The organism is Haloarcula japonica DSM 6131, assembly GCF_000336635.1.
Lineage (GTDB): Archaea > Halobacteriota > Halobacteria > Halobacteriales > Haloarculaceae > Haloarcula > Haloarcula japonica.
Genome location: NZ_AOLY01000009.1, coordinates 205,665 through 231,922, shown reverse-complemented (window position 1 = coordinate 231,922; position 26,258 = coordinate 205,665). Strand labels below are relative to the sequence as shown.

The following is a 26,258-nucleotide window of genomic DNA, read 5'->3' as shown; positions in this document are numbered from 1 at the left end:
CGGTCGACTACCCGCTGGTCACGTTGATCCGGTTCTCCGAGACGTGGAGGTACGTCAGCCTGATTATGTTCGTGTTCTTCGGGACAGCCCGCTTGTTTCTGAGCGCCCGGTCGTAGTGGACCAGCCCGCCGTTATCCACCGTGACTGACCCGGCGACGAGGCCGCCGTACAGCTCCGCCTTCTTGAGTGAGACGCTGCTGGCACCGACGCCGCCGGCGGGTGCGTAAATCACGCCCTCGAACTGCGGAGTATCGGTGTCCCCCTCGATCACGGCATCGAAGTCCGACTTGCCGTACACCCAGAACTGCGTCGAGTTCTGTGCGGTATCGACGTCGATGTCCCCGGTACGATAGATGTGGAAGTGGTGACCGCTGGCAGACATGGCGTCGCCTTTGACGTAGAGGCGGACTTTTCCGCCACCGTTGATTTTGATCCGCCCGTTGTTCTCGATGTAGACATAGTCCCGGACGGCGATGGTTACGTCGTCACCACCCGTGTTAATCGTCAGCGTCTCGCCGCTCAGTGTCAGGTCTTCCAGATAGTACGTGCCAGCGTCCAGCGTCTGGTCACCGCTGGTAAGCTGGTCGCCCGAAATGCTGCCGGTCGCGCCGTTGTCATTGGTGTCACTTGCGTTGGCGACTCGCCGGTTCACCAGGCCGTCGATAGCGCCGGCTCCCTCGACACCCGAAATCTGTCTGATATCACCGTTGACAGTGCCCTTGATGTGCTTCGTGGTGGAGTATTCCACGTCACGGGTGACGACGCCACTGCCTTTGACCTCGACCCGGCTACCGGACCGAACAGTGCCGTCCACCTCGCTGTTCCCTTTCACGTACACGTCACCGGCTGTGGTGATCGTTCCGAACGACCCCCGTGACGTCGAGTAATCGCCGACAGACGAGTTGTAGCTGTCCGTTCGGGCGGGGTCGGTGCCACTACCGGAGAGCGTAATCTGTCCGCCCGCGGATGTGGCCGCAACAGCGCTCGTCACTTCCCGCGGCCCCGTCGGCACGACCAGCGTCGTGGTTACGCTGTCGTTTTCGTGGTCGTAGTACGCGTCGCCGTCAGTCCGCTCTTCGAAGTAGCGCCCCCAGGATCGGTAGTAGTCGCTTTCGACAGTGATGTTGACCGTGCCCGTATCTAGCGGGTTGACGTTCCCGGCCGCCTGGTCGGGATACACCTGTGTCGTGCTGTCCTTGGTAACGCTCGCCCGTGAGCCAAGGGAGTGGTCACCGCGGACGGTGATGAGCGGGAGCGTCAGCGTCGCGTCGCGGTAGTAGAACTCCGGCGGTGAAACCATGACACTGCCGCTGTCGGAGCGCCGCCATACCCCGCCGCCCTGATAGGCGACTTCCTGATTCCCGTTTTCGTAGACAACCGCGCCGAGGTGCTTGTCCATCAGCGTGACGGTGGTTGGGGGCGAAGCCGAGTGGTTGGTGATATTGACTGTCATCCGGCCAGCAGTGTCGTCGATTCGGTACGTGGATTGGTCTGTCCCGACGAGCGACACCCGCTGGCTGTCGGCGTTCCCAAGCGCCACCAGCGCCGCCTGAGAGTCCAACTGGGTCATCCCTGTCTCCGCCCGCGAGACATCGAGCCCAGCCTCAGTATCGACCAGCGCCGTCGCTCCCAGGCTGACAACCACACCGGAACCGACGATGACGAGACTGAGGACCAGTAGCAACCCGAGCGGGGCTGATTGCGCGCGTTTCTGGCCCCAGGGAAAGTGCATTATCCGACAGTAGTTATCACGGTTGATAAGATTGCTGGCCAAATTCTGAATTGTCGCCACTGGTGGCTCTTTATGCCGGCCACAGCAAATACCGACCGATGTGAGGTGCTATTACTTCTGATAGTGGTGAAGTAAGTGTATCGGCTATCAGTTGGACGTAATATTGACGTCGTTCGTCGAGATGTGGAGGTAGGTGATCGCAACCACGCTCGTGTCTTTGGGGATCGTCCGACGCTGCTGGAGCGTCTGGTCGAAATGGACGCTCCCCTGTTGCTCGAGTTCGACTTCGCTCGTGACCACGCCGCCGTAGAAATCACTCTGTCGTATCTCGAACCGACTCGACCCCGCGTCACCGCCAGGTGCGTAGATGACACCGGTCACCTTTGCGTCGCTTGACCCTTTCTCGACTCTGGCCTGCATGTGGTCCTGCCCGTATATCCACACCTGTGACGAGTTTTCGCTAACGCCGCCGGTAGTCAGTATGTCGCCGTCCTCCGAGAAGAAATGGTAGTCGCTCCCACCTTTCGAAACAGCGTTGGCACCGCGGACGTATATTTTGACTTCGTTCGGACCGGACACTTCGATGGTGTGGGCATCGATGTCGACGTAATCTTCGACACCGATGATGACGTCGCCGCCAGTCGTATCCAGTTCGACATCGTTGCTCAGATCGATCTTGTTGACGTGGTACCGGCCTGCGGACAACGTCGTTGTCCCTTCGGTTCCGTCAATGACGCCGTCGTCCGCGATGGTCCCGGCGTTGTCGTTCGAGGACTGCAATCCGTCGACGGTCGTGGTCACGTGCGAATTGATGTTCTGTGGTCCGTCGAACGAATCGATCTGTTTGTCGGAACAGGCCGGTGGCGACGGGTTACATTTGCCCTTGGAGTCCTCGAACGTATCCGCCCATTCCACCTTCTTTCCAGTGTAGGTCATGGAATTGCTGCTGAATTCAACACGCCCGCCCGACGTGATGTTCCCGCTCAACGTCGCGCCGCCGGTGATGATGACATCGCCCGCAGTAGAGAGGTTTCCTCCGTTACCCGCCTCGGTTACGGTGTATCCGTCTCCGTCGCCGGAGGAATAGCTGTCAGTGAAGGCACCGTTCCCGGACATCTTAATCGACCCCGAACCGGACGTGGCCGCGACGGCGTTCCGGACTTTGCGGGGGCCCGCTGGCACCTTCAGAACAATAGACACCATGTTGGAACTGTCGTGGAAAGTCACCTCTCCGTCCGTCCGTTCCTCGAAGTAGCGGCCCCATGCTCGATAGTACTCACTCCGGACAGTGATATTGACGCGCTTCTCTTCCAGCGGGTTCGTGAAGTTCTCGTTGCGCGTGCTGTTCGGAAAGTACGATTTCGTCCGGTTGTGAGAGATCGACGCGCCGTCTCTGATTGCTCCGGATCCACTCACTGTCACGAGGGGGAGTGTTAGCGTCGCGTCCCGGTAGTGGAACTCGGGTGGAGACACCATCACTGACGTTCCGTCGCTGGTGGACCGCCAGACACCGCCCCCCTGATACGCGAGTCGCGTCTCGTCACTGCCGTGATACGCTACCTCTCCCATCGATTCGTTGAACACAGTCGTCCGGTTCCCGGACGTTGTATTCTGATAGGAGACGTTCATCCACCCGGCATCCTCGTTAATGCGATAGGTGCTCGAACTGCTTGCGGGCAGGGAGACTTGCTGCACGTCCGTCTGTCCCAGCGCCACGAGCGCGGTTTTGGAATTGAGTTCCGTCAGCGATTTCTCAGTTCGTTCCACGTCGAGTTGCGTTTGGGTACTCGTGATTGCGTCAGCACCCAGTGCAACGACCGCTGTCGTCGATATAATCATCACCGCAAAAACCAGCGCTAACCCGAGCGGAGCACTTTGTCCACGATTTCCGAGTCCCCACCCAGTACTACCCATACTACGCGCATCTATCCCGACAAATCACTTAAAAGAGATGGGCAAGTTATCAATTGTAATACTGTGAAGGGGTTCGGCTGTGGAACGGATTCCACGACGATGTCGTCGGTTAGAGACGCGGCCGGGAAACGGAACGGTTTAGTCGCGCCCTCTCAGACAGGGAGATGGGAACAGCACGACCGCAAATCTGACTCGCTGTGGACTTTCACAGCTCGGGATTGCGGCCGTGTTCGGCACTGTACAGTGCCAATACGCCTCGTAACGAGAGCGGTTCGTGCGGTTCCAACCAGATTACAATGGCACGAATGCATACACGCCGTCGCGGTTCGTCCGACTCGGACAAACCGGCGGCAGACGAACCCCCGGAGTGGAGTGATGTCGACGAAGACGCAATCGAAGCGCGCGTCGTCGAACTGGCCGAACAGGGCCACTCGCCCAGCGAGATCGGCCTGAAGCTGCGCGACGAGGGCGTTCAGGGCACGCCGATCCCTGACGTCTCGCTCGCGACCGGCAAGAAAGTCACCGAGATCCTCGAGGAGAACGAAGCCGAACCGGAGCTTCCGGAAGACCTTCGGAACCTGCTCGAACGGGCCGTCCGCCTTCGCGACCACATGGACGAGAACCCCGGTGACTACCAGAACAAGCGTGCGCTCCAGAACACGCAGTCGAAGATCCGACGCCTCATCGACTACTACCGCGGTGACGAGGTCGACGAGGACTTCACCTACAGCTACGACAACGCCGTCGAGGCGCTGGGTCTCGAATAGATGTCGGCGACCGGTCGGGAACCGACGCCAGCCACGTCCCCCGGCGACCTCGCCGGGTCGCTGCGGGAGGCCACCTTCGTGCGCCTCGTCAGCGACGCGACCGGCGAGGCGCTGGCGGCGACCGGCCTGCTGGCACGGGCGCTTGAGGACACGCCGTTCCAGGCGAGCGTCGTCCGCCCCTTTGAGGACCCTGACCGGACCACGGAGACCGACATCACTGTCGCCATTGGTCGCACGCAGCCGACCGCCGACGTGACGCTGACCGACCGCACCGCCGCGACCGCCTTCGAGACCGCCCGCGAACTCGGCACGGCCGACCCCGCGCTCGCCCTGGCTGGCACGATTGCCGCCGGGAACGTTGACGGGACCGTCGCCGAAGCCGCCGAGCAGGCGGGGTTCGACCGCCGACCCGGCGTTGCCGTGCCGACGGCGGATCTCGCGGATGGACTGGCCCACTCGACGCTGTTCGTCGCGCCCTTCTCGGGCGACACCGACGCAGCGCGAGCCACGCTAGCGAAGCTCGACATCTCACCCGACGGACCCTCGTCGGCCGACGACCATCGACGCCTCGCGTCGCTGGTCGCGCTGACCGTCACGGATGACGCGCCGCCTCGGGCCGCCGACGAGGTCCAGCGCGCGCTCCATCCGACGACAGGCGGCCCCTTCGAGACAGTCGGCGGGTACGCCGACGTACTCGACGCCGTCGCCCGCGAACAGCCGGGCACCGCCGTCGCGCTCGCGCTCGGCCACGAGGCCGTCCGCGAGGACGCGCTGGCCGCGTGGCGGACACACGCCGCACGCGCTCACGAAGCGGTTACGGCGGCGACCACGGGTCGATACGACGGCCTGTTCGTCGCCCGCGGCGACGCGATGCCGACCGGGACCGTCGCCAGACTGTTCGCGGACTACCGCGCACCGGAACCGGTGACGCTCGTCGTTACCGACGACCGGGCCGCGGCTCGCGCTACGGACGGGCGGGACATGGCAGAGACGATGCATGCAGCCGCCGAGACGGTCGGCGGCGACGCCGTCGGGACGGGCGACCGGGCACGTGCCCGGTTCGACGTGTCGACGGCCGACTTCATCGAAGCGTTCCGGGAGGCAGTATGAGACGGGCCGAGATTCGGACGACACACGACTCGCCCGAACGCGTCGCACGCGCGGTGCGGCCGGACAACACCGACGAGATGACCACGCGCGTCGAGGGCGATGCCGTGGTCACGACCGTCGAACGCGACTCGACCGGCGGCCTGCAGGCGACCGTCGACGACTACGTCGTCAACATCCGGGTTGCAGCACAGCTCGCAGACCAATACACACAATCCAACCATGAGTGAACGAAGCGTTTCCAAGCGCACAGAACAGAAACGGTGGTACACCGTGCAGGCTCCCGAGCAGTTCGACCGGGAGGTTCTCGGTAAGACACCGGCAGACGAACCGGACAAGGTGCTCGGACGCACCATCGAAACGACGCTCGGCGAACTGACCAACGACGCCAGCGAGAACAACACGAAGCTGACCTTCAAGATCAACGAGGTCGCCTCGGACACGGCGTACACGGAGTTCATCCGCCACGAACTCACGCGGGACTACCTCCGCTCGCTCGTCCGACGGGGCTCCTCGAAGGTCGAGGCCTACATCACCGTGCTGACTACGGACGACTACCGCGTCCAGATCCAGCCGGTCGCCGTGACGACGAAGAAGGCCGACGCCTCTCAGGAGAAGGCTATCCGCCGGACGATGATCGACCTCGTTCGCGAGACGGCCAAAGACCGCACCTTCGAAGAGCTCGTCGACAGCGTCGTCGAAGGGCGTCTCTCCTCGGCCATCTACGGCGAGGCCAAGGACATCTACCCGCTCCGACGCGTCGAAATCAAGAAGACCACGCTCGAAGCGCGGCCGGAAGAAGTCGCCGCCGAAGAGGAGACGGCCGTCGACGTGGACGAAGAAGACGTCGACGTCGAAGCCTAAGCGTTCCAGCACCGACGTTCGATTTTCCTTCGTCGTAAGAGAAAGTCACTACTGGCGAGACGGTAGACATGGGTTTATGCTGTAGTGTGTGTTATCATATCACATGTACGAGTCAGTGCTGATTCCGACCGACGGGAGCGGTGATATGCGCGAGGTTGCTGACCACGCCATCGCACTGGCCGACCGGTTCGAGGCTGCCGTGCATGCCCTCCACGTCGTCGATGACCGAGCATACGGATCGATTCCCGACGACGTACAACAGCGCGTAGAGGAAACGCTCACCGCGGACGGAGAAGACGCAACGAAAGCAATCGCCCAGCGGGCACTCGATGCCGGGCTCGACACGGTCCGCGAGGTTCGATGGGGCAACCCGCCAGCGGGGATCGTCGCCTACGCTACGGAAAACGATATTAGCCTCATTATCATGGGGACTCACGGCCGGACCGGATACGACCGGTACCTCCTCGGGAGTGTCACCGAAAAGGTTGTCCGCGTCGCCCCGATGCCGGTCCTGACGGTCAGCGTCGGAGACGAGGACGGAGACGACGAGCCGTTGGTGGGTATCTCGATGACGGATTCCACCCAAGAGAACTGAGACGCCCGTTCCCGCCGGCTGCGCTGCTACTCGCCACTCGTCGCTGTTTCGGGATCTTCAGTTACAACGACAGTCCCGACCATCCCGGCTCGTTCGTGTGGGATACAGAAGTAGGGATACTCACCGAGTGTCTCGAAGGTGTGCGTGAAATCGTCACCCTCGTACATTGTCCCGCCGGAGGAACTCCCCCAGTTGTCGCGGGCCGCCTGTTCGGTGTCGAAGCCGCCGGAGGCGAAGTAGTCGGCCCCGTCGGGAATGTCGTTTTCGTAGGCTGTGACCGAGTGGCCCTGTTTGCTCGTATTGAGCCACCGCACGGTCGTCCCCGGTTCGACGGCGATGCGAACCGGGCGAAACGCCTTCGCGGACATCCCCACGTCGTAGTCGGTGTCAGCGCTTCCACCGCCGAGGCAGCCGGCGAGCCCCGCGACTGCCGCCGGGCCGGCCGCACGGAGGAACTCCCGTCGGTCCATACGGCGACTCGGGACCGCAGCGTCAAAGACCGCTCGGTTCCGGACCGCGACCGGTCCGTAGCTCCCATCGCAAGAGTCAGCCAGCGGCGGTCACTCGAAAGTCAGTCCGTCACGGAGTTCGCGGGCATCGGCGAGCAGGCCATCACGGTCGTCGGCGGTCAGTGTTACGTGCCCCATCTTCCGGAGTTCGTACACCTCGCGCTTGCCGTACCAGTGCAGGTGTGCCCGCGGCGTCTCCAGCACGCCGTCTTCGCCCCGTAGCTCCGCAGACTGGCGTTCGGCCACGTCCCCAAGGATGTTCGTCGAGGCAGTGGGGAACCGCTGGTCGGTCGACCCCAGCGGCTTGCCGGTGACGGCCCGCAGATGTTGCTCGAACTGCGAGGTGTGGCACCCCTCGATAGTCCAGTGGCCGGAGTTGTGCGGTCGGGGCGCAATCTCGTTGAGCAGGATCTCGCCGTCGGTCGTCTCGAACAGCTCGATGCCGAACACGCCGCGGCCGTCCATCACGTCGAGCACGTCGTGGGCCACCTCTCGGGCCCGTTCGCGGACGGCTCGTGATGCCCTGGCCGGCGCGACGGACTCCCGCAGAATCTCCTCCCGGTGAATCGTCTCGGTGACCGGGAACGTGTCCCGCTCGTCCGCACCGCGACAACCCATGACCGCCAGTTCCCGCTCGAAGTCGACCATCTCCTCGACCATCGCTGGGCCGGCGATCTCGTCGACAGCGTCCTCGACATCGTCGGGGCCCTCGACGCGGATGTTTCCGCGGCCGTCGTAGCCGCCGGTCCGGGCCTTGAGCATCGCGGGGTAGCCCAGTTCCTCGCAGGCCTCGCGGAGGTCGTCGGCAGTATCGACAGCGCGGAACTCGGGGACTGGAACGCCGGCATCGGCTAGTCGGCGCTTCTGGACGAGCTTGTCCTGAATCGTCCGGAGCGTCTCGGGTGCCGGATGGACCGGCGTTCCGGTTTCCTCGGCGACCCGTTCGAGCACGTCCGGATCGGCCAGTTCGATTTCGAACGTGAGGTAGTCGGCGCGCTCGGCGAGCTCCCGCAGCGTCGCCTCCTCGTCGAAGTCCCCGACGAGCTGGTCGCGGACGACCGGCGTGGCCGGGCAGTCCGGCGTCGGGTCGGTCACGAGCAGTTCGAGGCCGAGCGGCGCGGCCGCCTCGCCCAGCATCCGGCCGAGTTGGCCACCGCCGACCACGCCGACGGTCGGCCCTGGTGACGTGAGCGTCATACCGCGCGCTTTCACAGCAGCAGGGTTAACGGTTCGGTTCTCGGCCGTAGGACTCGTGAATCCACACCGTCATATCGTTCGAGCTGTACTTCGTCCGCATCCGGTGTGTTTTGGGTACGTACCCGGCGGCTTCGAGCTGTTCGGCAGGGACCGTGCCGTCGATCTGCTGGGTAACGACTATCGGTGGCTGGTCCGCCTGCGCCTGTTCGGCGAGCGTGTCGGGCCGGTTCTCACACGAGACGTTCACGTCGTCGGCCCCGTAGTACCACGGCAGCGGCAGCGAGTTGTGCCACTGCAAGCAGGTCGGTCTGGTGTTCCACCACGAGTCGTTCCACTGACTGCGGTCTTCCTTGACGTACGCGTCGTCGCCGTCGTAGGCGTCGCCGCGCTCTCCATGGTACATGACGACATCGGTGCCGTTTCGGTTGGCCGTCGCGATACGGTCCATCTCCGCCAGATCCGAACGGAGCGACTCCTGTGGCTGGGCGTACTGGACCAGCGGATTCCCCTCCAAATGCTCATTGGTGTACACCCGCGTTGCAGCCGTGTTGACGACGAGTGCGGTAACGAGCAGAACGATGGCGGCGGCGATGGCAGCGCCGGTCACGTCGTCAGCCGACAGCGATTCGTTCCCCCACCGGATCACAGCAGCGAGCCCGACGGCGGCCGGAATCGACAGCGGGACGACGACGTGGACGGCGAGCCACGGCGCGCCGATGTCGGTCCCGATGGGGTAGCCCAGAATCGAGACGTAGCCGCCGTAGGCCGCGAACGGGACGAGGTGGCGCGGCTCGACGGTCCCAAGCCGGTCGAGCACGTACCCGAACGCCGAGAACAGAAGCAACGGTGCTGCGGTGTAGCCAAGCGCTTTCAGCAGTACCTCGTAGTGGCCGTCGACGCTCTCGTAGAACGTCTCGATGGAACCGACGAGGCCGGTGTCCGTCGTCGTAGCCTTCTCCGAGGCCGGTGAAAACCACTCGCTGTACTGGTCGACGACACGTTCCCAGGTGGTCTGGACGAGTTCGGGGAACAGCGACGGGTTCGTCACGCCGGACCAGAAGTTCACGTCGCCGCTGGCGGCCGGCGCTGGCGGGTGTTCGATACCAGCGACACCAGCCCCGCGAGGCGCGTAGAAGAACAGCGAAACGAGGCCAAACACCAGCGCGGCGAGGACGATGTGACTCGCGTATGCCGCGAGGACGGAGGCAGCGCTGTCGTGGCGGTCGCGGAACGAGCGGACGATATCGCGGCCCAGATGCACGTCTGCCCAGAAGCGGCCTCGGAGCCGACCCCAGATTGTACCGATGCTTGGGACGGTCCGGAGGAAGCCGACGGCGTCGCGGTAGCCGTTCGGGAGGACAAGCACCTTCGCCAGCAGGAGGCCGGTCGCGCCAAGCCACGTCAGCACGTAGACGATGGCGTTCTCCTTCGAGGCGAACCCAAGTGCCATGAACGCCCCGACGCCGTAGAGATAGCGCGCCTTCCGGGTGTCGACGAACCGGACGAGCAGGCCGAAAGCCGTGAACATGAACGCCGCGACCAGTACGTCGCTACGCATGAACCGCGAGAAGTACAGGAGGACGGGATTGAGCGCGAGAAAGACGGCCATGAGGACTGTCTCGTCGGACCGGAGGTGTTCACGAAAGAGCAGCGCCGTCAGCGGAAGCAGGCCGCCGACAATCGCGACCGGGAGCCGCATCGTGAAATCGGTCGGCGCAGCGATTGTGAACAGCCAGCTATCGACATGCTGGATGAACGGCCCGTGGATTATGTAGCGGTACGCGAACGAGCCGGAATCACGCAGATTAAGCGCCCAGTAGGCGACCCGGCCCTCGTCGAAGTGGGCGACGCGGCTCCCGAGGGCGGCAATCCTGAGGACGAGTCCGAGAAGCGTCACGGCGACGACGAGCTTCACGGTAGCGCGGGGGTCGTCCGCGAACCAGGACCGGCTCCGGTCCCGGAGATCGTAGAGGGTAGACAACAGGGACGACTCAGCCATATCTGGCTCAAGCACATGGGGCATTAGAATCCTTCTGGTTTCTATAACAGGTTTTTAAGCTACCCGCCCGTCGCCGTTATCGACGCAGCGACCTGTGGCCGTGCAAGCACGGAACGGTAGTTCTTTAGTCGCCCCTGCCCGGGTGTCAGGTATGGTGCAGCTCGGGCTGGTTGTCGCCCAGTACGACAAACACGGGGCCGTTATCGAGGAGATGGAGCACGGGGCTTACGAGGCCGCTGCCGACAATGACGCCGAAATTGTCGCGTCGGTCGATGTCCCGGGGTCCTACGACACGCCACTGGCCGCCGACCGGCTCGCGCGCCGGTCGGACATCGACGCCGTGGCCGTACTCGGCGCGATCATCAGCGGCGACACCGACCATGACCAGGTCATCGGGAACGCCGCTGCGCAGGGGCTGACCGACGTGTCCCTCGACCGCGATACCCCCGTCACGCTGGGCATTATCGGCCCGGGCATGAGCCAAGACGAGGCCGAGGCCCGAACCGACAAGGGGGCCTCGGCCGTCCGGAGCGCAATCGAACTCGCCACTGAACTCGAACAATGACTATGGACTTCGCATCCCGCGTCGAACGTGTAGAACCGAGCGCGACCCTCGCGATCAGCAACAAGGCCGCAGAGCTGGAGGCCGAAGGAAAAGACGTCGTTGACCTGAGCGTCGGCGAACCCGACTTCGATACGCCGGAGAACATCAAAGACGCCGCCAAGGACGCTCTGGACGCCGGCCACACCGGCTACACGTCCTCCAACGGCATCCCCGAACTGAAGGAGGCCATCGCCGACAAGCTACACGACGACGGCCTCACCCAGTACGGCCCGGAGAACCTCATCGTCACCCCCGGCGGCAAGCAGGCGCTGTACGAGATTTTCCAGACCATCATCGACGACGGCGACGAGGTCGCCCTGCTCGACCCGGCATGGGTGTCCTACGAAGCGATGGCGAAACTCGCCGGCGGAACGCTGACCCGCGTCGACACCGCCGCCCACGACTTCCAGCTCGAAGGCGCGCTCGACGACCTCGCCGAGGCTGTCTCTGACGAAACGGAACTGCTCGTCGTCAACTCCCCGGGCAACCCCCACGGCGCGGTGTACTCCCGCGACGCGATGGAGGGCGTCCGCGACCTCGCCGTCGAGCACGACATCACGGTCATCTCCGACGAGATCTACAAGGAGATTACCTACGACGGCGCTGAGGCCATCTCGCTCGGAACTCTCGATGGGATGGAGGACCGAACGATCACGCTCAACGGCTTCTCGAAGGCCTACTCGATGACCGGCTGGCGGCTGGGGTACTTCGCAGCTCCGGAAGAACTCGTCTCACAGGCCGGCAAGGTCCACTCCCATTCGGTCTCGTGTGCCGTGAACTTCGTCCAGCACGCCGGCGTCGAGGCGATCACGAACACCGACGACGCTGTCGAGGAGATGCGCCAGGCCTTCGCCGAGCGCCGCGAGTTCCTCATGGGCCTGTTCGAGGACCACGGTGTCCACGTCCCGGAGCCCCAGGGCGCGTTCTACATGATGCCCGAAATCGCGCCGGATGGCGACGATACCGAGTGGTGTGACCAGGCTATCTCCGAGGCACAGGTCGCCACCGTCCCCGGGACTGCGTTCGGGACGCCCGGTTACGCTCGTATCTCCTACGCCAACAGCAAGGAGCGACTGGAGGAAGCCGTCGACCGCCTCGCCGACGCCGACCTCATCTAAGCGAACTAGAGTCCTCGCTCCCGTCGACGCTCGATAGCGCACTCGTCTGGGTCGCGGCAAAAAAGTGGGATCGGCCGCGGAAACGGGCAGTTTTGCTACGTTACGACGAACACCGTCACCAGCGTGAGGATGACGAGCGTCTCGGGCAGGACCGTGAGAATGAGCCCCCGACCGAACATATCGGGATCCTCGGCGACGGCCCCGACCGCCGCCGCGCCGATACCGCGCTCGGCGAACCCGGAGCCCAGCGCCGCCAACCCGACGGCAAGGGCCGCGAGTCCCCCGGCGAGATACCTGGCCGCCTCGGCGGAGATCGCGGGACCGCCGGTCTGTAACACGACTGCGCTTGCGGTGACTGACATGGCAGTTTCCCGTTCGACGGCAGGGGCAATCACCTGACTGATGACTTCCAACCCCCGGTATTCATGGCCGTCTTTTAGGGTGGTAGGTGAAGAAGAAACACGAATGTACCGTTCTCGGCTAAAACCCTACTCGGCTTCTGAACAGTGACGGCGTTTGAGCCAGCCGCTGTTTCGAACAGCCCGCGTGGGAACCGTTTTGCCCCGGCCGCCGGAACAGTCGGTATGCGAACCCGTAGAACGATGCTCGCGCTCTCGGCCGGCATGCTCTGTCTCGCCGGCTGTGGCGCGCCCGGCGGCGGCCCGGGCGGGAGCCTCAGTATCGATACTTCAGACGCGACCGCCGCGCCCGGCGAGACAGCACGGATCGAGGTACAGGCCTCGTCCGTCGGCGTCATGACCTGGCAGCTGGCCGAGATTCCCGAGAACTGGCAGGTGACACACGAGGGCTTCGAGCCAGAGCCCACCGCCGTTCGAGAGTCTTATCCGCCAGAACTAGTTTGGGACCCCGTCGCCGATTCGGTGACCGGCAGCCTGGCCGTCGCCGTCCCGGACGACGCGTCACCCGGCGAGTACGCGCTGGCGGTCGAGGCCGGCACCGACGCCTCGGACGAGCGTGCCGTCTCGGAGGCGACGGTCACCGTCGAAGGGTAATCACTCGCTACGTTCGTCGACAATCCGGTCGATAATCCGGCCTGTCGACAGGAGCCGGTCAGCTGCCTCGGCTTCCAGCGGGCTGGCCCGGCGGATATCACAGTCGATGCCGCGGGCGGACAGCGCTGCTTCCAGTTGCTCGTCGTCGTGGTGCTGGTCGTAACCCAGGGCGATGATGTCCGGTTCGATTCGCTCGATTGGGACGAAGATGTCCTCCGGATGCCCAAGGTGCGCCTGGTCGACCGGTTTGAGCGCGGCAACCATCTCCCGGCGCTGCTCGTCCGGGACGACCGGCGGCTCCTTGTGGGTGACGTTGACCGAGCGGGCGACGATGACGTGTAGTTCGTCGCCCATGTCGGCGGCATCCTGCAGGTAGTGGACGTGGCCCGGGTGCAGGATGTCGAAGGTCCCCTGTGCGACGACGCGGGTCACTGATCGAACTCCTCCTCGCGGAGCTCCGCGTCGATGTCGGCCTGGTCGAAATCGAAAAAGGACTCCTCCGGCGGCTCCACGTCGAGTACCGGGAGGTCGACGGCCGAGCCGTCGCTGTCGAAGGCCTTCCAGTCGTCGCGGCCGTACGGGTAGCCGACGATGATGTGGACGTCGCCGCGGCCGAACGTGGCGAGGTCGGCGTCGCTCGGCTTGAGGACGCCGTTCGGGTGGGAGTGAATCGACCCCGCCGCCCGCATGTCGTTGGGGACCATGCTCGTCTTGACGGTCGCGCTGACCGGGTTCGATTCCGTCCCCGGGATGACCAGCACGTCGGTCAGTACCGTGCCGTCGTCGTCGAGCCCGAGCTTACTGGCGTCATCGCCCCGGAGAAAGCCCATGTATTCGTTAGGGTGGGCTTCCTCGGAGGCTGCGAGCGCGAATTCGAGTGCGGACTCCGCGATCCCGAGTATCCCGCTCGTTCGGAACAACCCCATACCACGCAGTCGGGTCGGGCGCTTTTTACACGTTGTGTTCGCCCCGCCACGGATTCCGAAGAGTACAAACCGAGGAGCGCCGAAGAACTGGCAAATGTCTTCGCCAACTGGCACCGGTGACGGTGCCACGGTCCCCGATGGCGGGACCATCGTCTACGATCTCGCGGATCAATGCACGACCGACGATCTCGAGGAAGGCGCACTGTACCACGCAACCGTCAACGGCACCGTCGAATACGGCGTGTTCGTCGATCTCTCCGATGCTGTCTCCGGACTCGTTCACGACTCTAATCTCCTGGGCCAGTACGGTGTGGGCGATGACCTCATCGTCGAACTCGGCGAGATCCGCCCCGACGGCGACCTGAGCTTCGAGGAGGTACGGGTCGCCGACTACGAGGAACAACGCGTCGTCCACGGCGACGCGACCACCGTCGCCGATCTCGGCGACGCCACCGGTAACACGGTCGTCATCGAGGGGCAGGTCGTCCAGATCAAACAGACCGGCGGCCCGACCGTCTTCCAGGTCCGTGACGAGACCGGCATCGTCCCGTGTGCCGCCTTCGAGGAGGCCGGCGTCCGTGCCCACCCCGAGGTCGAAATCGACGACATCGTCCGCGTCTCCGGGCGCGCCGAGGAGCGCGATGACGGCCTGCAGGTCGAGGCCGAATCGCTGACCGTCCTCGGCGGCGAGGAGGCAGCCGCCGTCGAGAGCGACCTCGAAGCCGCACTGGCCGAGGCCGCCGAACCGGCCGACGTGGAGCCGCTCGTCGAGTGGCCCGCCTTCGGGAAGCTGTGGGACGACCTCCGTGATGTTGCGACAGAACTCCGAAAGACGGTGCTGTCAGGCCGACCGATTCGCATGCGTCACCACGCCGATGGTGACGGGCTCTGTGCGAGCGTCCCGCTGCAGGTCGCACTGGAGTCGTTTATCGCCTCCCAGTACGAGGATGCCAGTGCGCCCCAGCACCTCCTCAAGCGCCTCCCGAGCAAGGCCCCCTACTACGAGATGGAGGACGTGACGCGGGACCTCAACTTCGCGCTGGAGGACCGCACTCGTCACGGCCAGAAGCTCCCGATGCTGCTGATGCTCGACAACGGCTCCACCGAGGAGGACACGCCGGCCTACCGTAATCTCCGGCACTACGACATCCCAGTGGTCGTCGTCGACCACCACCACCCGGACCCGGAGGCCGTCGAGCCGCTCATCGAGCAGCACGTCAACCCGTACCTCCACGACGAGGACTACCGCATCACGACGGGCATGCTGTGTGTCGAACTCGCCCGGATGATCGACCCCGACCTCACTGAGGACCTCACGCACGTCCCCGCCGTCGCCGGCCTCTCGGACCGCTCGGAAGCCGAGGCGATGCGGGACTACATCGCCCTCGCGGGCGAGAAGGGCTACGACGAGAACGACCTTCGCGACATCGGCGAGGCGCTCGACTACGCGACCCACTGGCTGCGCTACAACTCCGGCGAACAGCTCATCACCGACGTGCTGAACGTCGACTGTGACAACCGGGACCGCCACGCGGAGGTCGTCGAGTTCCTCGCCGAGCGGGCCGAGCGCGACGTCGAGGACCAGCTAGACGCCGCCATGAGCCACGTCGAGCACGAGCGCCTCGACAACGGCGCGCACCTCTACACGATTGACGTAGAGAACCACGCCCACCGCTTTACTTACCCCGCGCCGGGCAAGACGACCGGCGAAATCCACGACCGGAAGGTCGCCGAGACGGGCGACCCCGTCATCACCATCGGCTACGGCCCGGACTTCGCCGTCCTGCGCTCGGACGGTGTCAGACTGGACATCCCGCGGATGGTCACCGAACTCACCGAGGAAGTCGACGGCGGCGGCGTCTCCGGCGGCGGCCACCTCGTCGTCGGCTCCATCAAGTTCGTCAAGGGTCGACGGGAGTCGGTCATCGACGCCCTCGTCGAGAAGATGGCCGAGGCCGAGATCGACGAGGAACTCGGGAGTTCAACGGCGCTGCCCGAAGAAGTGTAACGCCGCTCGACACGCGATACCGGTTTTTACGCCTCGAACGAAACCCGACGAGCGGCCAGCCCCGCGACCACGATGAGTCCGAACAAGGCCACGAGTGCCCCGACCGGCGTGTCGAAGCCGCCGGCGTCCCAGTCAGCAGTGAAGACAGCGCCGAAATAGTCGGCCGCGTCGCTGCCGTGCAACACCAGTACGACCTCGCGATTCGATGTCGCTGCCGCCTCGTTCCAGTTGAGGCTGCCGACGATGACCTGTTCGTCATCGACGACGGCACCTTTTGCGTGGATCTTCTCGTAGCGACCGTCGGGGTCTGCCACTTTCGCCGTCAGCGGCGCGTCGTTGCGGTCGGCCCACTCTCGAAACCGCTGTGCTGTCTGTTTGTTCTCTTCGCGGACGTACCACGCGTCACTCAACAGTAAGCGGACCTCGACACCGCGCGACGCGGCCCGCCGGAGCGCCCGGAGAAGCGGGCTGTCCCAGTCCCCGACCGTCGGCTGGATGACGTCGATAGAGTCGTCCGCGTCGTCTATCGTCGCGACGAGTTTACCCTGAGCGTTGTCTGGGGTGACCAAAAGATCTGTCCGCTGGACGGACACCGATTCGGCCCGGAACTCGCTCGGGTACGAACCTGTCGCTGGCTCGCCCTGCTCGAACTGTCGGCCCTGACGGTACTCTCCCCACCGCTCGCTGTCCTGCCACCCGGCATCGGACTGGAACGTCTGGTTCAGTCCGTCAACAACCCGCGGCTGTGCCGTAACGATACCCCAGCCCCGGCTGCTGTTGCCACCGGTTCCCGCGGGCTTCCAGTTCTCCGTCAGCACGACGGCCTGCCCGTCGGCGACGGCGTACTTCGCGTGGTGGTAGCGGTATCTGGCGCGCGCGCCCGTCATTACCCGAACCGAGACGCCGGCGTCGGTCAGCCGGTCGAGGGTGCTGGCCTCAGTGGCGGTGCGACTACCGACCGGATTCCCCTCAAGGAGGACGCGGACCGTCGCGCCGCGGCGCTGAGCGGCGATGAGGGCGTCGGCAACTCTGGACGAGGAGAGCGTGTAGCCCGCCAGGTACACCCGTTCGGTAGCGTTGCGAATCGGTTGAACCGGGGCGGCGGGCGAGTCCGGAAGCGTGAACGCTTGCACCTCACCACCGGCGGCCCTAACGACTGGGCGGTCGCTCGCCCCCAGCGGTCGCCAACGGATGACCGACCCATTAATCACGCCGAGCTCCCCCTCGACGGAATCCGTGTACCGGACGGCATCAACAGTCCGGTTGCCTCGCTGCAGCCGGATTCGTTCGCCGCCGTTTGCCAGTGCGAGATGACCATCGAAACCGACGACCGGCCAGTCAGTAAGTTCCCGTGTCCGGTTCGGTGCCGTCGAGAGAACGACGCGCCCGCGTGCGCTGGTGTTCGGAATCCCCGCGGTTCCATCGCCGTCGGTGATAGCATACTGTCCGATGTCAGTCCCGTTGGGGACGCTGAGGACAACGAACTCTCCCTCGTCACCGCCAGCGACAGGATCCGGGTACACCGCGTGAATCGACGGCTCTGCGGAGCTGGATGTTGTTTCGGCTGAAGTCGCCTGTCCAGTGGCGGTATACGGACCTATCGCGGCGAGGACGAGCACGCAACAGACGAGTGGAGCGAGCGACCGCATCGGGGCGTCTGGCCGCCCGTTCGTATAAAAAACTCCCCTGCTTCAGGCGCTTGACGCCTTCTCGGCTTCGGCCTGGACGAGGTACGCGCGGTCGTCGGTGTAGCGGGCGGCTTCATCGAGCGCCGTTTCGGTCCCGATCTGTCGGAGCGCCCACGCGGCGGAGGCGCGCACGGAGTCGCTGTCGTCGGATTCGAGGATGTCGCCAAGCGGCTCGATAGCGCGGGTGTCACCGAGCAGGCCGAGGGTGCGGGCCGCGACTGAGCGGACCTCCTCGCTGTCGGCGTCGAGTCGATTCGCGACCGGCTGGACCGACTCCGCACTGCCGATAGCGCCCAGCGCTCGGAGCGTGACTTTCTGGAGCGCGGGGTCGCCGTCGCCGTCGATGTAGTCGTGTAGCGTTTCGGTCGCGCGCTCGTCACCGATCTTCCCCAGCACCTCGATCGGTCCCTTGTCGCGTTTCTGTGCGCGCTGGTGCATCGCGTCAAAGGCCGGCTCGGCGTCGCTCCCGAGGTTGTACAGGAGGTCGACGATATACCCGTCGAAGAACTCCGATCCGAGTTTGTCGTAGGCGAACAGGATCTGCTCGAAGTCCCCCTCCTCGGCGTGGAGCTTTGCGGCGTTCCACTCCGGCGGGAAGTCCTTCCGGTTCTCGTTGGTCAGGATATCGTAGAACCCGCGGGCGTCGAGTTGCTCTTGTGCCGTGAGGTCGTCCCAGACTTCGGCTTCGTCCAGCCCCGCTTCCAGCGCCTCCGCCGCTTCGAGGAGTCCCTCGATAGTCTCCGTGTCCTCGTCGGGATCGAGGTTTGCCGCTTCGATGGCGTCGGCGACTGTACGCAGTGCGTCCCCGGCAGCGACGAAATCGCCGCCCGTGTCGGCGTCGTGGTCGACGAACTCGGCGCTTTCGTCGAGGAACGTCTCGACGGCTTCCTGAGCCTCGCCCTCTCCGTCGTCGGTCCACTCGCTGTCGGTGACGGCGTCCGCTGCGTCGGAAACGATGGTGACCACGTCTTCGGCGTAGGGGCCGCGCTGTTCCTCGAGGTCGTCGCGCAGGTCCGAAAGCTGGGACTCCAGTTCCTCGCGGGGGTCCTCGGCTTCGTCGTCGTCCTCGTCGGGTTCGGGCAGGTCGGCGGCTTCGAGGTCGCTCTCGATGTCGTCGAGGGACGACTCGACGTCGTCGAGGTCGGCCTCCGTCTCCGCGGCTTCTAACGCGTCGCCGGCCTCCGTGAGACGCGATTCCAGTTCTTCGGCGGTCACGTCGATCTCATCTGCTGCCTCGGCGTCGTCCGACGCGTCGGCCTCGTCGTCCCCGTTGCTCATGTCCAAGACTGTGTCGGAGCGGGCCAAGAGCGTTTTCCTTTCGAGGCGGCTGAGCCCCGTCGGCGCTGGGCCAACGAGCAAAGAATATGTATCGGGAGTTGCAGTGCCATGGGTAGCGAGCATGACTGACGCGACACCACCCGATGACGGCCAGAGCGCAACCACACCGGAGGAACCGGAAACCGCCGGCTTCGTGGAGTACGGCATCGATGACAAGCCGCCGCGAAAGCAAGCAATACTGCTCGGCGTCCAGCACTACCTGACGATGATCGGCGCGTCCGTCGCGATCCCGCTCGGACTCGCGGGCGCGATGGGGATGTTTGAGGCTGCGCCGGACCAGGTCGGCCGCCTCATCGGGACGTTCTTCGTCGTCTCGGGCATCGCGACGCTCGCCCAAACGACGCTCGGGAACAGATACCCGATCGTTCAGGGCGGAACGTTCTCAATGCTTGCACCCGGCCTAGCCATCATCGGCGTACTGGCCCAGCAGGGTGCGAACTGGCAGACAATGCTCGTCGAACTACAGGGGGCCGTCATCGTCGCCGGTATCGTCGAGGTGGTTATCGGCTACAGCGGCCTCATGGGAAAGTTGAAGCGGTACGTCGGTCCGGTCGTCATCGCGCCGGTCATCGCGCTCATCGGACTGTCGCTGTTCAACGTCCCACAGATTGCAAACCCGAACTCCGGCGCTCCCGGGACCGGCCAGAACTGGTGGCTGCTCGGGCTGACGATGCTCTCGATTATCGCGTGTTCGCAGTATCTCGACCGACGGCACCGCGCGTTCAAGCTCTTTCCTGTGCTTCTGGGGATTCTGTTTGCGTGGACCGTTGCAGCTATCCTCTCGGTCACCGGCGTCTTCGCCGCGGGCTCGGTCAGCTACGTCTCGCTCGGATCTGTCACGAGCGTCCCGCTGGTCCAACCGATCTACCCGTTCCAGTGGGGGCTCCCGCAGTTCACGCCGGGGTTCATCGTCGGGATGTTCGCCGGGATGCTCGCTTCCGTTGTCGAGAGTTTCGGTGACTATCACTCCGTTGCCCGTATCGCCGGTCGCGGCGCACCGAACAGCAGCCGAATCAATGACGGTATCGGGATGGAGGGTGTCGGGAACGTGTTCGCCGGTATCATGGGCACCGGCAACGGCTGTACCTCCTACACCGAGAACGTCGGTGCAATCGCTATTACCGGCGTCGCCTCCCGCTACGTCGTCCAGATCGGTGCCGTCGTGATGATTCTGGTCGGCTACTTCGGCCCGGCGGGCCAACTGTTCGCGACCATCCCGTCGCCCATCATCGGTGGGCTCTACATCGTCATGTTCGGACAGATCGCCGCTGTCGGGCTCTCACAGCTCAAGTACGTCGACCTCGATGCCAACCGAAACGTCTTCATCGTCGGCTTCGCGCTGTTTGCCGGCCTCGCAGTCCCCGAGTATATGAGTCAGGTCGGACAAGGGATGGACGTCGGCGGTGCGACGGCCCTCCAGCAGGGGCTGGCGGCTGTGCCGGTGCTCGGGAGCGTCCTCGGGACCGATGTGGTCGCGACCACGCTGTTCGTCATGGGCGGTACCGGGATGGTCGTCGGTGGCATTGTCGCTTTCATTCTCGACAACACCGTGCCCGGGACCCGCGAGGAACGCGGCCTCGCGGCCTGGGCCGCCCTCACCGAAGACGACAATGAATACGTCTCAGCGGTAGACCGTATCCGTGGCCGCGACGGCGACCGTCCGCCCGCAGTGAGCGATGACTGACCGTGGACGACAATAGCGACGGCACGACCGCAGATATCGCATCAGCTGTTAGCGATGAGCGCTACACTTGCACGCTCCGAACTGGCGGGACTGTCGTCCTCGGTGCTGACCGCCTCGTGGTCGACCGCGGTGACGAGCCAGTGGTCGTCGAGCTCGACGATGTAGTCGAGGTGAGTCTGCAGGATATCGACTGGTTCCTTGCAGTGATGAGCGCCGCGCTGATCGGATTCGGCCTGCTGTCACTTGACCGGTCCCTCCTCCTCGGCGGTGCCTTCGCCGCCGCCGGCGCTGTCAGCCTCGCGCTCACCTATCGCAAACGGTACGCGCTCAGGATACAGGTCACCGGGCGTGCCGACCCGCTCAGGTGCTTCCCCGCGGATCCACAGACGCTGCTTGCCGAACTGGAGCAAGCACTCGCCGACTGAGCAGAAACCGCCTACACTTACGCCGGTCCCGGTTCCAGTCGGCTGTATGCCCGCAGACAACGTCCAGTCGCTCATCGACCAGTTACACGACGAAGCCGAGATGGACCGACCGAACGACCTGACGCCCGACGTCGGCATCATCATGGGCTCGGATTCTGATCTGCCGACGATGGCCGGCGGGCAGGGCAAGCGACCCGGAGCCTACGTAGCGCTCGCCGACGAACTCGGCTTCGAGGAACAGACGGACTACACCGACGCGCCCGAGAGCCGATTCACGTTCGAAACGTTCGTCTGCTCGGCCCACCGCACGCCGGACTTGATGTACGCGTACGCGGAGACGGCTGCCGACCGGGGTATCGACGTGATTATCGCCGGCGCTGGCGGCAAGTCCGCGGACCTGCCGAACATGACCGCCAGCATCGCCTACCCGTTGCCGGTCATCGGCGTCCCGGTGCAAGAGAAATCCGTCGACTCCGTCATTGGGATGCCCCAGGGCGCACCGCTGACTGCAGTCGACGCCGGCAAGTCGTTCAACGCCGCGCTCTCCGCGGCACAGATTCTCGCACGGCAGTACGATGACCTCCGTGATCGACTCGTCACGTATCACGAGGGGCTCCAGACCGATGTCGGCGAGGCGTCGCGCGACCTCCACGAACTCGGGACCCCCGGATTCAAACGCAAGTACTGGGACGAGTGAAAGGCGAGCGGCGTCACGGCCCGGGAGATACGGCGGATTGAGGTCACTTTCCATCCGAGGGCGCGTCGGCTCTTAAAGACCCACAGGGCCGAAAAACCGAACAATGAACCCTTATATGCGAGTACTTCTAACCGGCAGACGATAGGAGATACCGGAATGAGTAATCCATGGATCGCCATCGGCGCGCTCGCGGTCGTGGCGCTAGCCATCCCACTGACGATGATGGCAGTTTCGAGCCTCTTGCGGCCCAGCGTGCCGGAACAAGGCAAACGCACCACCTACGAGTCCGGTGAAGTGCCGACTGGCAGCAGTCGACAGATCAAGTTTAATATCCAGTACTACATGGTCGCGCTGCTGTTCGTCGTCTTCGACATCGAGACCGTCTTCATCTTCCCGTGGACGGTCATCTACAGCGACGCTGTCGCTGAGGTCGAGATGACCACGGCACTGCTACCGATGGTCGTATTCATCGCGATTCTCGCCATCGGACTCGGTTGGGCCTGGCGTAACGGCGCAGTTCAGTGGGTGCGCAGTCCGCGCGCCACGAAGGGGGCAGACACATATGAGTAGTGACCAGACACCACCGGCCGTCGAAGACGTATCGACACAGGAGGCCCGCATGGGTGACGGGGCCGACGACCGCTTCAATTCGACGCTACGCGAGGCGTTCGGATCGACGCCGTTCATCCTGACCAAGTTCGACAAGTTCATGAACTGGGTCCGGGGCTCCTCGATGTTCATGCTGCAGTTCGGGATTGCCTGCTGTAGCATCGAGATGATACACACCTACGCGATCAAACACGACCTCGACCGATTCGGTTCAGGGGTGCCGCGTGCGTCCCCGCGACAGGCGGACGTCATCATTGTCCCGGGGACCATCGTCTCGAAGTTCGCGCCGCGGATGAAGCGCGTCTACGACCAGATGCCCGAGCCGAAGTTCGTCGTCTCGATGGGGTCGTGNTCGAAGTTCGCGCCGCGGATGAAGCGCGTCTACGACCAGATGCCCGAGCCGAAGTTCGTCGTCTCGATGGGGTCGTGTACCATTTCCGGCGGCCCGTTCCAGGAAGGGTACAACGTCATCAAGGGCGCAGAAGAGGTCATTCCGGTCGACATCCACGTCCCGGGCTGTCCGCCCCGTCCCGAGGCACTCATCTACGGCGTCGCCAAGCTGCAAGAGCGCATTGCCGAAGGTGAGTCCTCGCCGGTGACGGTCAAACCCTACGAACTGGAGCAGTTCGGCGACCTCGAACAGGACGAGCTCGTGGACAAACTCGCCAGCGAGATCGACGAGGACGACCTCGTCATGCGGTACAACTGGAACGACTCTCCATAACCTGCCATGAGTTTAGAAAAACCATCACGCGATACGGCGCTCGACGTCGGCGTTACGGAGGACGGCCTCGATTACGACGCGCTCGCGGACCTACTCGGGGGCCACGTCCTCGACCGCGAGGAGCACGTCAACGCCGAGGGGTTCGTCATCCGTCCCGACGAGGTTCAGGAAGTCCTCTCGACGCTGAAAGAGGAAGCTGGGTTCGACCACTGCGCCTGTGTTACGGCACAGGAGTACGACGACCGGTACGAATCCATCTACCACCTGCGGAAGTTCGATGACCCGACACAGGAACTGTCGATCATCGTCCCGTCGCCGAAAGACGACCCGCACAACGAGTCGGCCGCTCGTGTCTACGACACCGCGGACTGGCACGAACGGGAGGCGTATGACCTCGTCGGCATCGACTACGACGACCATCCGGACCTCCGGCGTATCCTCCTACCCGAGACCTGGCAGGGCCACCCCCTGAGTCAGGATTACAATCAGGATCAGCCACAGATCGTCTCACTACGCGAGCACGCGAACCCGCTGGAAGACGACAAGCGCAGCGAGGACGACCCGGACACGATGTTCGTCAACATCGGGCCGCACCACCCGGCAACCCACGGCGTGCTCCACGTCGAAACGGTGCTTGACGGCGAGCAGATCGCCGATCTCGAACCCGACATCGGCTACCTGCACCGCTGTGAGGAGCAGATGTGTCAGCAGGGCACCTACCGCCACCAGATCATGCCGTACCCCGACCGGTGGGACTACATTTCCGCTGGGATCCTCAACGAGTGGGCGTACGCGCGCGCCGCTGAGGACCTCGCAGATATCGAAGTCCCGGAGTACGCGCAGGTCATCCGGACGATGGCGGCGGAGATGTGCCGGATCGCCTCGCACGAACTCGCGCTGGCGACGTTCGCACTGGACGTCTTCGGCGACTTCACCGCCGTCTTCCAGTACGGGATCCGCGACCGCGAGATCGTCCAGAACCTGCTGGAAGACCTGACTGGCCAGCGGCTGATGTTCAACTACCTGCGGCTGGGCGGGGTCGCCTGGGATCTGCCCGAGCCCCGCGAGGAGTACTTCGAGAAGATCCGCGACTTCCTCGATGACCTCCCGCACAAGCTTGAGGAGATCCACGACCTCGTCACCGGTAACGAGATCTTCCAGATGCGGTGTGTCGACACCGGCGTCCTCTCCCCGGAGCAGGTCAAACAGTACGGCGCGACCGGTCCCGTGGCACGCGGCTCGGGCGTCGACTACGACATCCGCCGGGACGACCCATACGGCTACTACGACGAACTCGACTGGAACGTCGTCACCGAACAGGGCGGCGATAACTTCAGTCGCGTTCTCGTCCGCCTTCGCGAGGTCGAGGAGTCCGCGCGTATCATCGAGCAGTGTGTCGACCTGCTGGAGCAGTGGCCGGAAGACGACCGCGAGATCCAGGCCAACGTCCCGCGGACGCTCCGACCGGACCCCGACAAGGAGATCTACCGCTCCGTCGAGGGTGCGAAGGGCGAACTCGGCATCTATATCCGATCGGATGGGACGGACAAGCCGGCCCGGTTCAAGATCCGCAGCCCGTGCTTCTCGAACCTGCAGACGCTGCCGGAGATGTCCCAGGGCGAGTACATCCCTGACATGATCGCCTCGCTCGGGAGCCTCGACATCGTCCTCGGGGAGGTGGACCGGTAATGCAGTCGGCGCCGTTACCGGAAACGCTCGCGAACCTGCTTGGGCTGGATCCCAACAGCACGGCCGTGATGATCGTGCTGAGCCTCGTTGGGGCCGGGCTCATCGGGACGCTCATGATGACGAACACGGCGCTTGCCGGCCCGTGGGCGAAGCGAAAGATTACGGCCGCGTTTACCGACCGTATCGCCGTCGACCGTATCGGTCCGTACGGGCTGTTCATTATCGTGGCCGACGCCGTTCGCCTGCTGTCGAAGGAACTCATCGTTCCAGAAGGCGCTGACCGACCGGCATGGGACCTCGCGCCGCTGATTATCGCCAGTACCGCGCTGCTTGGCTTCGCGGTGATTCCGATGGGGAACGGCATCCACCTCGCTGACCCTGAGGTCGGGCTGGCGTACGTGTTCGCCGTGGCCTCGACCACGTCTATCGGGCTCGTGATGGCCGGCTACGCATCGAACAACAAGTACTCGTTCCTCGGCGGGCTGCGCGCCGTCGCGCAAAACCTCGCCTACGAGATCCCGCTCATCCTGACGGGCGCGTCGGTGGTCATCTTCGCCGGCTCGCTCCAGATGAGCGAGATCGTCGCTGCACAGCAGCAGTCGCTGATCGGCCCGCTGCCGTCGTGGTACGCGTTCGTGAACCCCTTCGCGTTCGTGCTGTTCATGATCGCGAACCTCGCGGAGGTCGGCCGGAACCCGTTCGACATCCCCGAAGCGCCAACTGAGATTGTCGCCGGCTACCAGACCGAGTACTCCTCGGTGTACTTCGTCCTGATCTACCTCGGGGAGTTCATCCACATCTTCCTCGGCGGGGCGATCATCGCCACGATCTTCCTCGGCGGACCGGCCGGTCCGGTCCTGCCGGGCATCGTCTGGTTCCTCATCAAGATCTGGGGCGTCTTCCTGTTCACGCAGTGGGCCCGCTCGGCGGTCCCACGCGTCCGGATCGACCAGCTTATCGAAATCGGCTGGAAGGGAATGCTGGTGCTGTCGCTGGCGAACCTACTGCTGACCGCGGTTATCGTCGGGGTGACCGTCTGATGGCGGCCACG

General features: G+C 64.3%; 26 protein-coding genes. 16 read left to right on the top strand and 10 right to left on the bottom strand.

Features of this window, described 5'->3' with window-relative positions:
* Positions 1-7 precede the first annotated feature (7 nt).
* Positions 8-1,732 carry a polymer-forming cytoskeletal protein gene (locus C444_RS06490; RefSeq protein WP_004591704.1) on the bottom strand — a complete coding sequence of 575 codons (1,725 nt, stop codon included), beginning with the start codon at positions 1,730-1,732 and terminating at the stop codon, positions 8-10.
* A gap of 147 nt (positions 1,733-1,879) precedes the next feature.
* Positions 1,880-3,646, bottom strand: coding sequence for a DUF7289 family protein (locus C444_RS06485; RefSeq protein ID WP_425557088.1), 1,767 nt, complete (start codon positions 3,644-3,646; stop codon positions 1,880-1,882).
* A gap of 296 nt (positions 3,647-3,942) precedes the next feature.
* On the opposite strand from C444_RS06485, the gene C444_RS06480 reads away from it, so the two are divergent.
* The 5 genes from C444_RS06480 to C444_RS06460 all read left to right on the top strand — a co-directional run bounded on the left by C444_RS06480 (position 3,943) and on the right by C444_RS06460 (position 6,979).
* Entirely contained in the window at positions 3,943-4,413 is a 471-nt protein-coding gene (locus C444_RS06480) for a 30S ribosomal protein S15 (RefSeq protein WP_004591702.1), read from the top strand.
* Positions 4,414-5,523 carry a hypothetical protein gene (locus tag C444_RS06475; protein ID WP_004591701.1) on the top strand — a complete coding sequence of 370 codons (1,110 nt, stop codon included), beginning with the start codon at positions 4,414-4,416 and terminating at the stop codon, positions 5,521-5,523.
* Positions 5,520-5,750 carry a KEOPS complex subunit Pcc1 gene (locus tag C444_RS06470; protein ID WP_004591700.1) on the top strand — a complete coding sequence of 77 codons (231 nt, stop codon included), beginning with the start codon at positions 5,520-5,522 and terminating at the stop codon, positions 5,748-5,750. Before C444_RS06475 ends, C444_RS06470 begins: the two co-directional genes overlap by 4 nt.
* A complete protein-coding gene (locus C444_RS06465; protein ID WP_004591699.1) occupies positions 5,743-6,384 on the top strand; it encodes a 30S ribosomal protein S3ae in 642 nt (213 codons plus the stop codon). Before C444_RS06470 ends, C444_RS06465 begins: the two co-directional genes overlap by 8 nt.
* Positions 6,385-6,487: 103 nt before the next feature.
* Positions 6,488-6,979 carry a universal stress protein gene (locus C444_RS06460; protein WP_004591698.1) on the top strand — a complete coding sequence of 164 codons (492 nt, stop codon included), beginning with the start codon at positions 6,488-6,490 and terminating at the stop codon, positions 6,977-6,979.
* Positions 6,980-7,005: 26 nt separating this feature from the next.
* Here the strand turns inward: C444_RS06460 and C444_RS23090 are convergent, their stop codons facing one another.
* The 3 genes from C444_RS23090 to C444_RS06445 all read right to left on the bottom strand — a co-directional run bounded on the left by C444_RS23090 (position 7,006) and on the right by C444_RS06445 (position 10,684).
* Positions 7,006-7,293: a plastocyanin/azurin family copper-binding protein gene (locus C444_RS23090; RefSeq protein WP_394324807.1), complete on the bottom strand. Its 288-nt coding sequence runs from the start codon at positions 7,291-7,293 to the stop codon at positions 7,006-7,008.
* 246 nt (positions 7,294-7,539) lie between these two features.
* Positions 7,540-8,685: a 5-(carboxyamino)imidazole ribonucleotide synthase gene (locus C444_RS06450; protein ID WP_004591696.1), complete on the bottom strand. Its 1,146-nt coding sequence runs from the start codon at positions 8,683-8,685 to the stop codon at positions 7,540-7,542.
* 25 nt (positions 8,686-8,710) lie between these two features.
* A complete protein-coding gene (locus C444_RS06445; protein WP_004591695.1) occupies positions 8,711-10,684 on the bottom strand; it encodes a flippase activity-associated protein Agl23 in 1,974 nt (657 codons plus the stop codon).
* 151 nt (positions 10,685-10,835) lie between these two features.
* On the opposite strand from C444_RS06445, the gene ribH reads away from it, so the two are divergent.
* A complete protein-coding gene (ribH, locus tag C444_RS06440) occupies positions 10,836-11,249 on the top strand; it encodes a 6,7-dimethyl-8-ribityllumazine synthase (protein WP_004591694.1) in 414 nt (137 codons plus the stop codon).
* Positions 11,246-12,406: a pyridoxal phosphate-dependent aminotransferase gene (locus C444_RS06435; protein ID WP_004591693.1), complete on the top strand. Its 1,161-nt coding sequence runs from the start codon at positions 11,246-11,248 to the stop codon at positions 12,404-12,406. Before ribH ends, C444_RS06435 begins: the two co-directional genes overlap by 4 nt.
* A gap of 95 nt (positions 12,407-12,501) precedes the next feature.
* On the opposite strand, the gene C444_RS06430 is transcribed toward C444_RS06435, so the two are convergent.
* The gene (locus tag C444_RS06430) at positions 12,502-12,768 is read right to left on the bottom strand and encodes an ATP synthase subunit C (protein ID WP_080509679.1); all 267 of its coding nucleotides are present in this window, start codon (positions 12,766-12,768) and stop codon (positions 12,502-12,504) included.
* A 222-nt stretch (positions 12,769-12,990) separates the two neighbouring features.
* On the opposite strand from C444_RS06430, the gene C444_RS06425 reads away from it, so the two are divergent.
* Positions 12,991-13,419, top strand: a complete 429-nt coding sequence (locus C444_RS06425; protein WP_049909194.1) for a COG1361 family protein — start codon at positions 12,991-12,993, stop codon at positions 13,417-13,419.
* On the opposite strand, the gene C444_RS06420 is transcribed toward C444_RS06425, so the two are convergent.
* Together C444_RS06420 and C444_RS06415 are read right to left on the bottom strand one after the other, a co-directional pair.
* On the bottom strand, positions 13,420-13,851 hold the full coding sequence (locus C444_RS06420; protein ID WP_004591690.1) for an adenylyltransferase/cytidyltransferase family protein: 432 nt from the start codon (positions 13,849-13,851) through the stop codon (positions 13,420-13,422).
* Positions 13,848-14,345: a Mov34/MPN/PAD-1 family protein gene (locus tag C444_RS06415; protein ID WP_004591689.1), complete on the bottom strand. Its 498-nt coding sequence runs from the start codon at positions 14,343-14,345 to the stop codon at positions 13,848-13,850. The genes C444_RS06420 and C444_RS06415 overlap by 4 nt, the downstream gene beginning before the upstream one ends.
* Before the next feature lie 94 nt (positions 14,346-14,439).
* Between C444_RS06415 and C444_RS06410 the strand changes: the two genes are divergently transcribed.
* Positions 14,440-16,353, top strand: a complete 1,914-nt coding sequence (locus tag C444_RS06410) for a DHH family phosphoesterase (protein ID WP_004591688.1) — start codon at positions 14,440-14,442, stop codon at positions 16,351-16,353.
* A 26-nt stretch (positions 16,354-16,379) separates the two neighbouring features.
* Here C444_RS06410 and C444_RS06405 read toward each other — a convergent pair whose 3' ends face one another.
* The gene (locus C444_RS06405; RefSeq protein WP_004591687.1) at positions 16,380-18,002 is read right to left on the bottom strand and encodes a phospholipase D-like domain-containing protein; all 1,623 of its coding nucleotides are present in this window, start codon (positions 18,000-18,002) and stop codon (positions 16,380-16,382) included.
* Between the two features lie 42 nt (positions 18,003-18,044).
* Positions 18,045-19,319: a HEAT repeat domain-containing protein gene (locus C444_RS06400; protein ID WP_004591686.1), complete on the bottom strand. Its 1,275-nt coding sequence runs from the start codon at positions 19,317-19,319 to the stop codon at positions 18,045-18,047.
* A gap of 121 nt (positions 19,320-19,440) precedes the next feature.
* Here C444_RS06400 and C444_RS06395 point away from each other — a divergent pair, with 121 nt between their 5' ends.
* From C444_RS06395 to C444_RS06365, 7 genes are all read left to right on the top strand, one after another.
* Positions 19,441-21,063 carry a uracil-xanthine permease family protein gene (locus tag C444_RS06395; RefSeq protein ID WP_004591685.1) on the top strand — a complete coding sequence of 541 codons (1,623 nt, stop codon included), beginning with the start codon at positions 19,441-19,443 and terminating at the stop codon, positions 21,061-21,063.
* Between the two features lie 2 nt (positions 21,064-21,065).
* Positions 21,066-21,488, top strand: coding sequence for a hypothetical protein (locus C444_RS06390; RefSeq protein WP_004591684.1), 423 nt, complete (start codon positions 21,066-21,068; stop codon positions 21,486-21,488).
* Positions 21,489-21,534: 46 nt separating this feature from the next.
* Positions 21,535-22,185, top strand: coding sequence for an AIR carboxylase family protein (locus C444_RS06385; protein ID WP_004591683.1), 651 nt, complete (start codon positions 21,535-21,537; stop codon positions 22,183-22,185).
* Positions 22,186-22,341: 156 nt separating this feature from the next.
* A complete protein-coding gene (locus C444_RS06380; protein WP_004591682.1) occupies positions 22,342-22,755 on the top strand; it encodes an NADH-quinone oxidoreductase subunit A in 414 nt (137 codons plus the stop codon).
* Positions 22,748-23,518 (top strand): NADH-quinone oxidoreductase subunit NuoB, encoded by a 771-nt coding sequence (gene nuoB, locus C444_RS06375; protein ID WP_004591681.1) that lies wholly within the window; start codon positions 22,748-22,750, stop codon positions 23,516-23,518. The genes C444_RS06380 and nuoB overlap by 8 nt, the downstream gene beginning before the upstream one ends.
* Positions 23,519-23,524: 6 nt before the next feature.
* The gene (locus tag C444_RS06370; RefSeq protein ID WP_004591680.1) at positions 23,525-25,207 is read left to right on the top strand and encodes an NADH-quinone oxidoreductase subunit D; all 1,683 of its coding nucleotides are present in this window, start codon (positions 23,525-23,527) and stop codon (positions 25,205-25,207) included.
* A complete protein-coding gene (locus tag C444_RS06365; RefSeq protein ID WP_004591679.1) occupies positions 25,207-26,247 on the top strand; it encodes a complex I subunit 1/NuoH family protein in 1,041 nt (346 codons plus the stop codon). The genes C444_RS06370 and C444_RS06365 overlap by 1 nt, the downstream gene beginning before the upstream one ends.
* The last annotated feature ends 11 nt before the right edge of the window (positions 26,248-26,258 follow it).

Coding starts and splice junctions, on each gene's coding strand:
- C444_RS06380 (WP_004591682.1), top strand. CDS start 22,342: ATGAGTAATCCATGGATCGCCATCGGCGCGCTCGCGGTCGTGGCGCTA.
- C444_RS06410 (WP_004591688.1), top strand. CDS start 14,440: ATGTCTTCGCCAACTGGCACCGGTGACGGTGCCACGGTCCCCGATGGC.
- C444_RS06405 (WP_004591687.1), bottom strand. CDS start 18,002: ATGCGGTCGCTCGCTCCACTCGTCTGTTGCGTGCTCGTCCTCGCCGCG.
- C444_RS06465 (WP_004591699.1), top strand. CDS start 5,743: ATGAGTGAACGAAGCGTTTCCAAGCGCACAGAACAGAAACGGTGGTAC.
- C444_RS06485 (WP_425557088.1), bottom strand. CDS start 3,646: ATGGGTAGTACTGGGTGGGGACTCGGAAATCGTGGACAAAGTGCTCCG.
- C444_RS06460 (WP_004591698.1), top strand. CDS start 6,488: ATGTACGAGTCAGTGCTGATTCCGACCGACGGGAGCGGTGATATGCGC.
- C444_RS06490 (WP_004591704.1), bottom strand. CDS start 1,732: ATGCACTTTCCCTGGGGCCAGAAACGCGCGCAATCAGCCCCGCTCGGG.
- C444_RS06400 (WP_004591686.1), bottom strand. CDS start 19,319: ATGAGCAACGGGGACGACGAGGCCGACGCGTCGGACGACGCCGAGGCA.
- C444_RS06430 (WP_080509679.1), bottom strand. CDS start 12,768: ATGTCAGTCACCGCAAGCGCAGTCGTGTTACAGACCGGCGGTCCCGCG.
- ribH (WP_004591694.1), top strand. CDS start 10,836: ATGGTGCAGCTCGGGCTGGTTGTCGCCCAGTACGACAAACACGGGGCC.
- C444_RS06435 (WP_004591693.1), top strand. CDS start 11,246: ATGACTATGGACTTCGCATCCCGCGTCGAACGTGTAGAACCGAGCGCG.
- C444_RS06445 (WP_004591695.1), bottom strand. CDS start 10,684: ATGGCTGAGTCGTCCCTGTTGTCTACCCTCTACGATCTCCGGGACCGG.
- C444_RS06425 (WP_049909194.1), top strand. CDS start 12,991: ATGCGAACCCGTAGAACGATGCTCGCGCTCTCGGCCGGCATGCTCTGT.
- C444_RS06470 (WP_004591700.1), top strand. CDS start 5,520: ATGAGACGGGCCGAGATTCGGACGACACACGACTCGCCCGAACGCGTC.
- C444_RS06395 (WP_004591685.1), top strand. CDS start 19,441: ATGACTGACGCGACACCACCCGATGACGGCCAGAGCGCAACCACACCG.
- C444_RS06480 (WP_004591702.1), top strand. CDS start 3,943: ATGGCACGAATGCATACACGCCGTCGCGGTTCGTCCGACTCGGACAAA.
- C444_RS06370 (WP_004591680.1), top strand. CDS start 23,525: ATGAGTTTAGAAAAACCATCACGCGATACGGCGCTCGACGTCGGCGTT.
- C444_RS06415 (WP_004591689.1), bottom strand. CDS start 14,345: ATGGGGTTGTTCCGAACGAGCGGGATACTCGGGATCGCGGAGTCCGCA.
- C444_RS06475 (WP_004591701.1), top strand. CDS start 4,414: ATGTCGGCGACCGGTCGGGAACCGACGCCAGCCACGTCCCCCGGCGAC.
- C444_RS06385 (WP_004591683.1), top strand. CDS start 21,535: ATGCCCGCAGACAACGTCCAGTCGCTCATCGACCAGTTACACGACGAA.
- C444_RS06450 (WP_004591696.1), bottom strand. CDS start 8,685: ATGACGCTCACGTCACCAGGGCCGACCGTCGGCGTGGTCGGCGGTGGC.
- C444_RS06365 (WP_004591679.1), top strand. CDS start 25,207: ATGCAGTCGGCGCCGTTACCGGAAACGCTCGCGAACCTGCTTGGGCTG.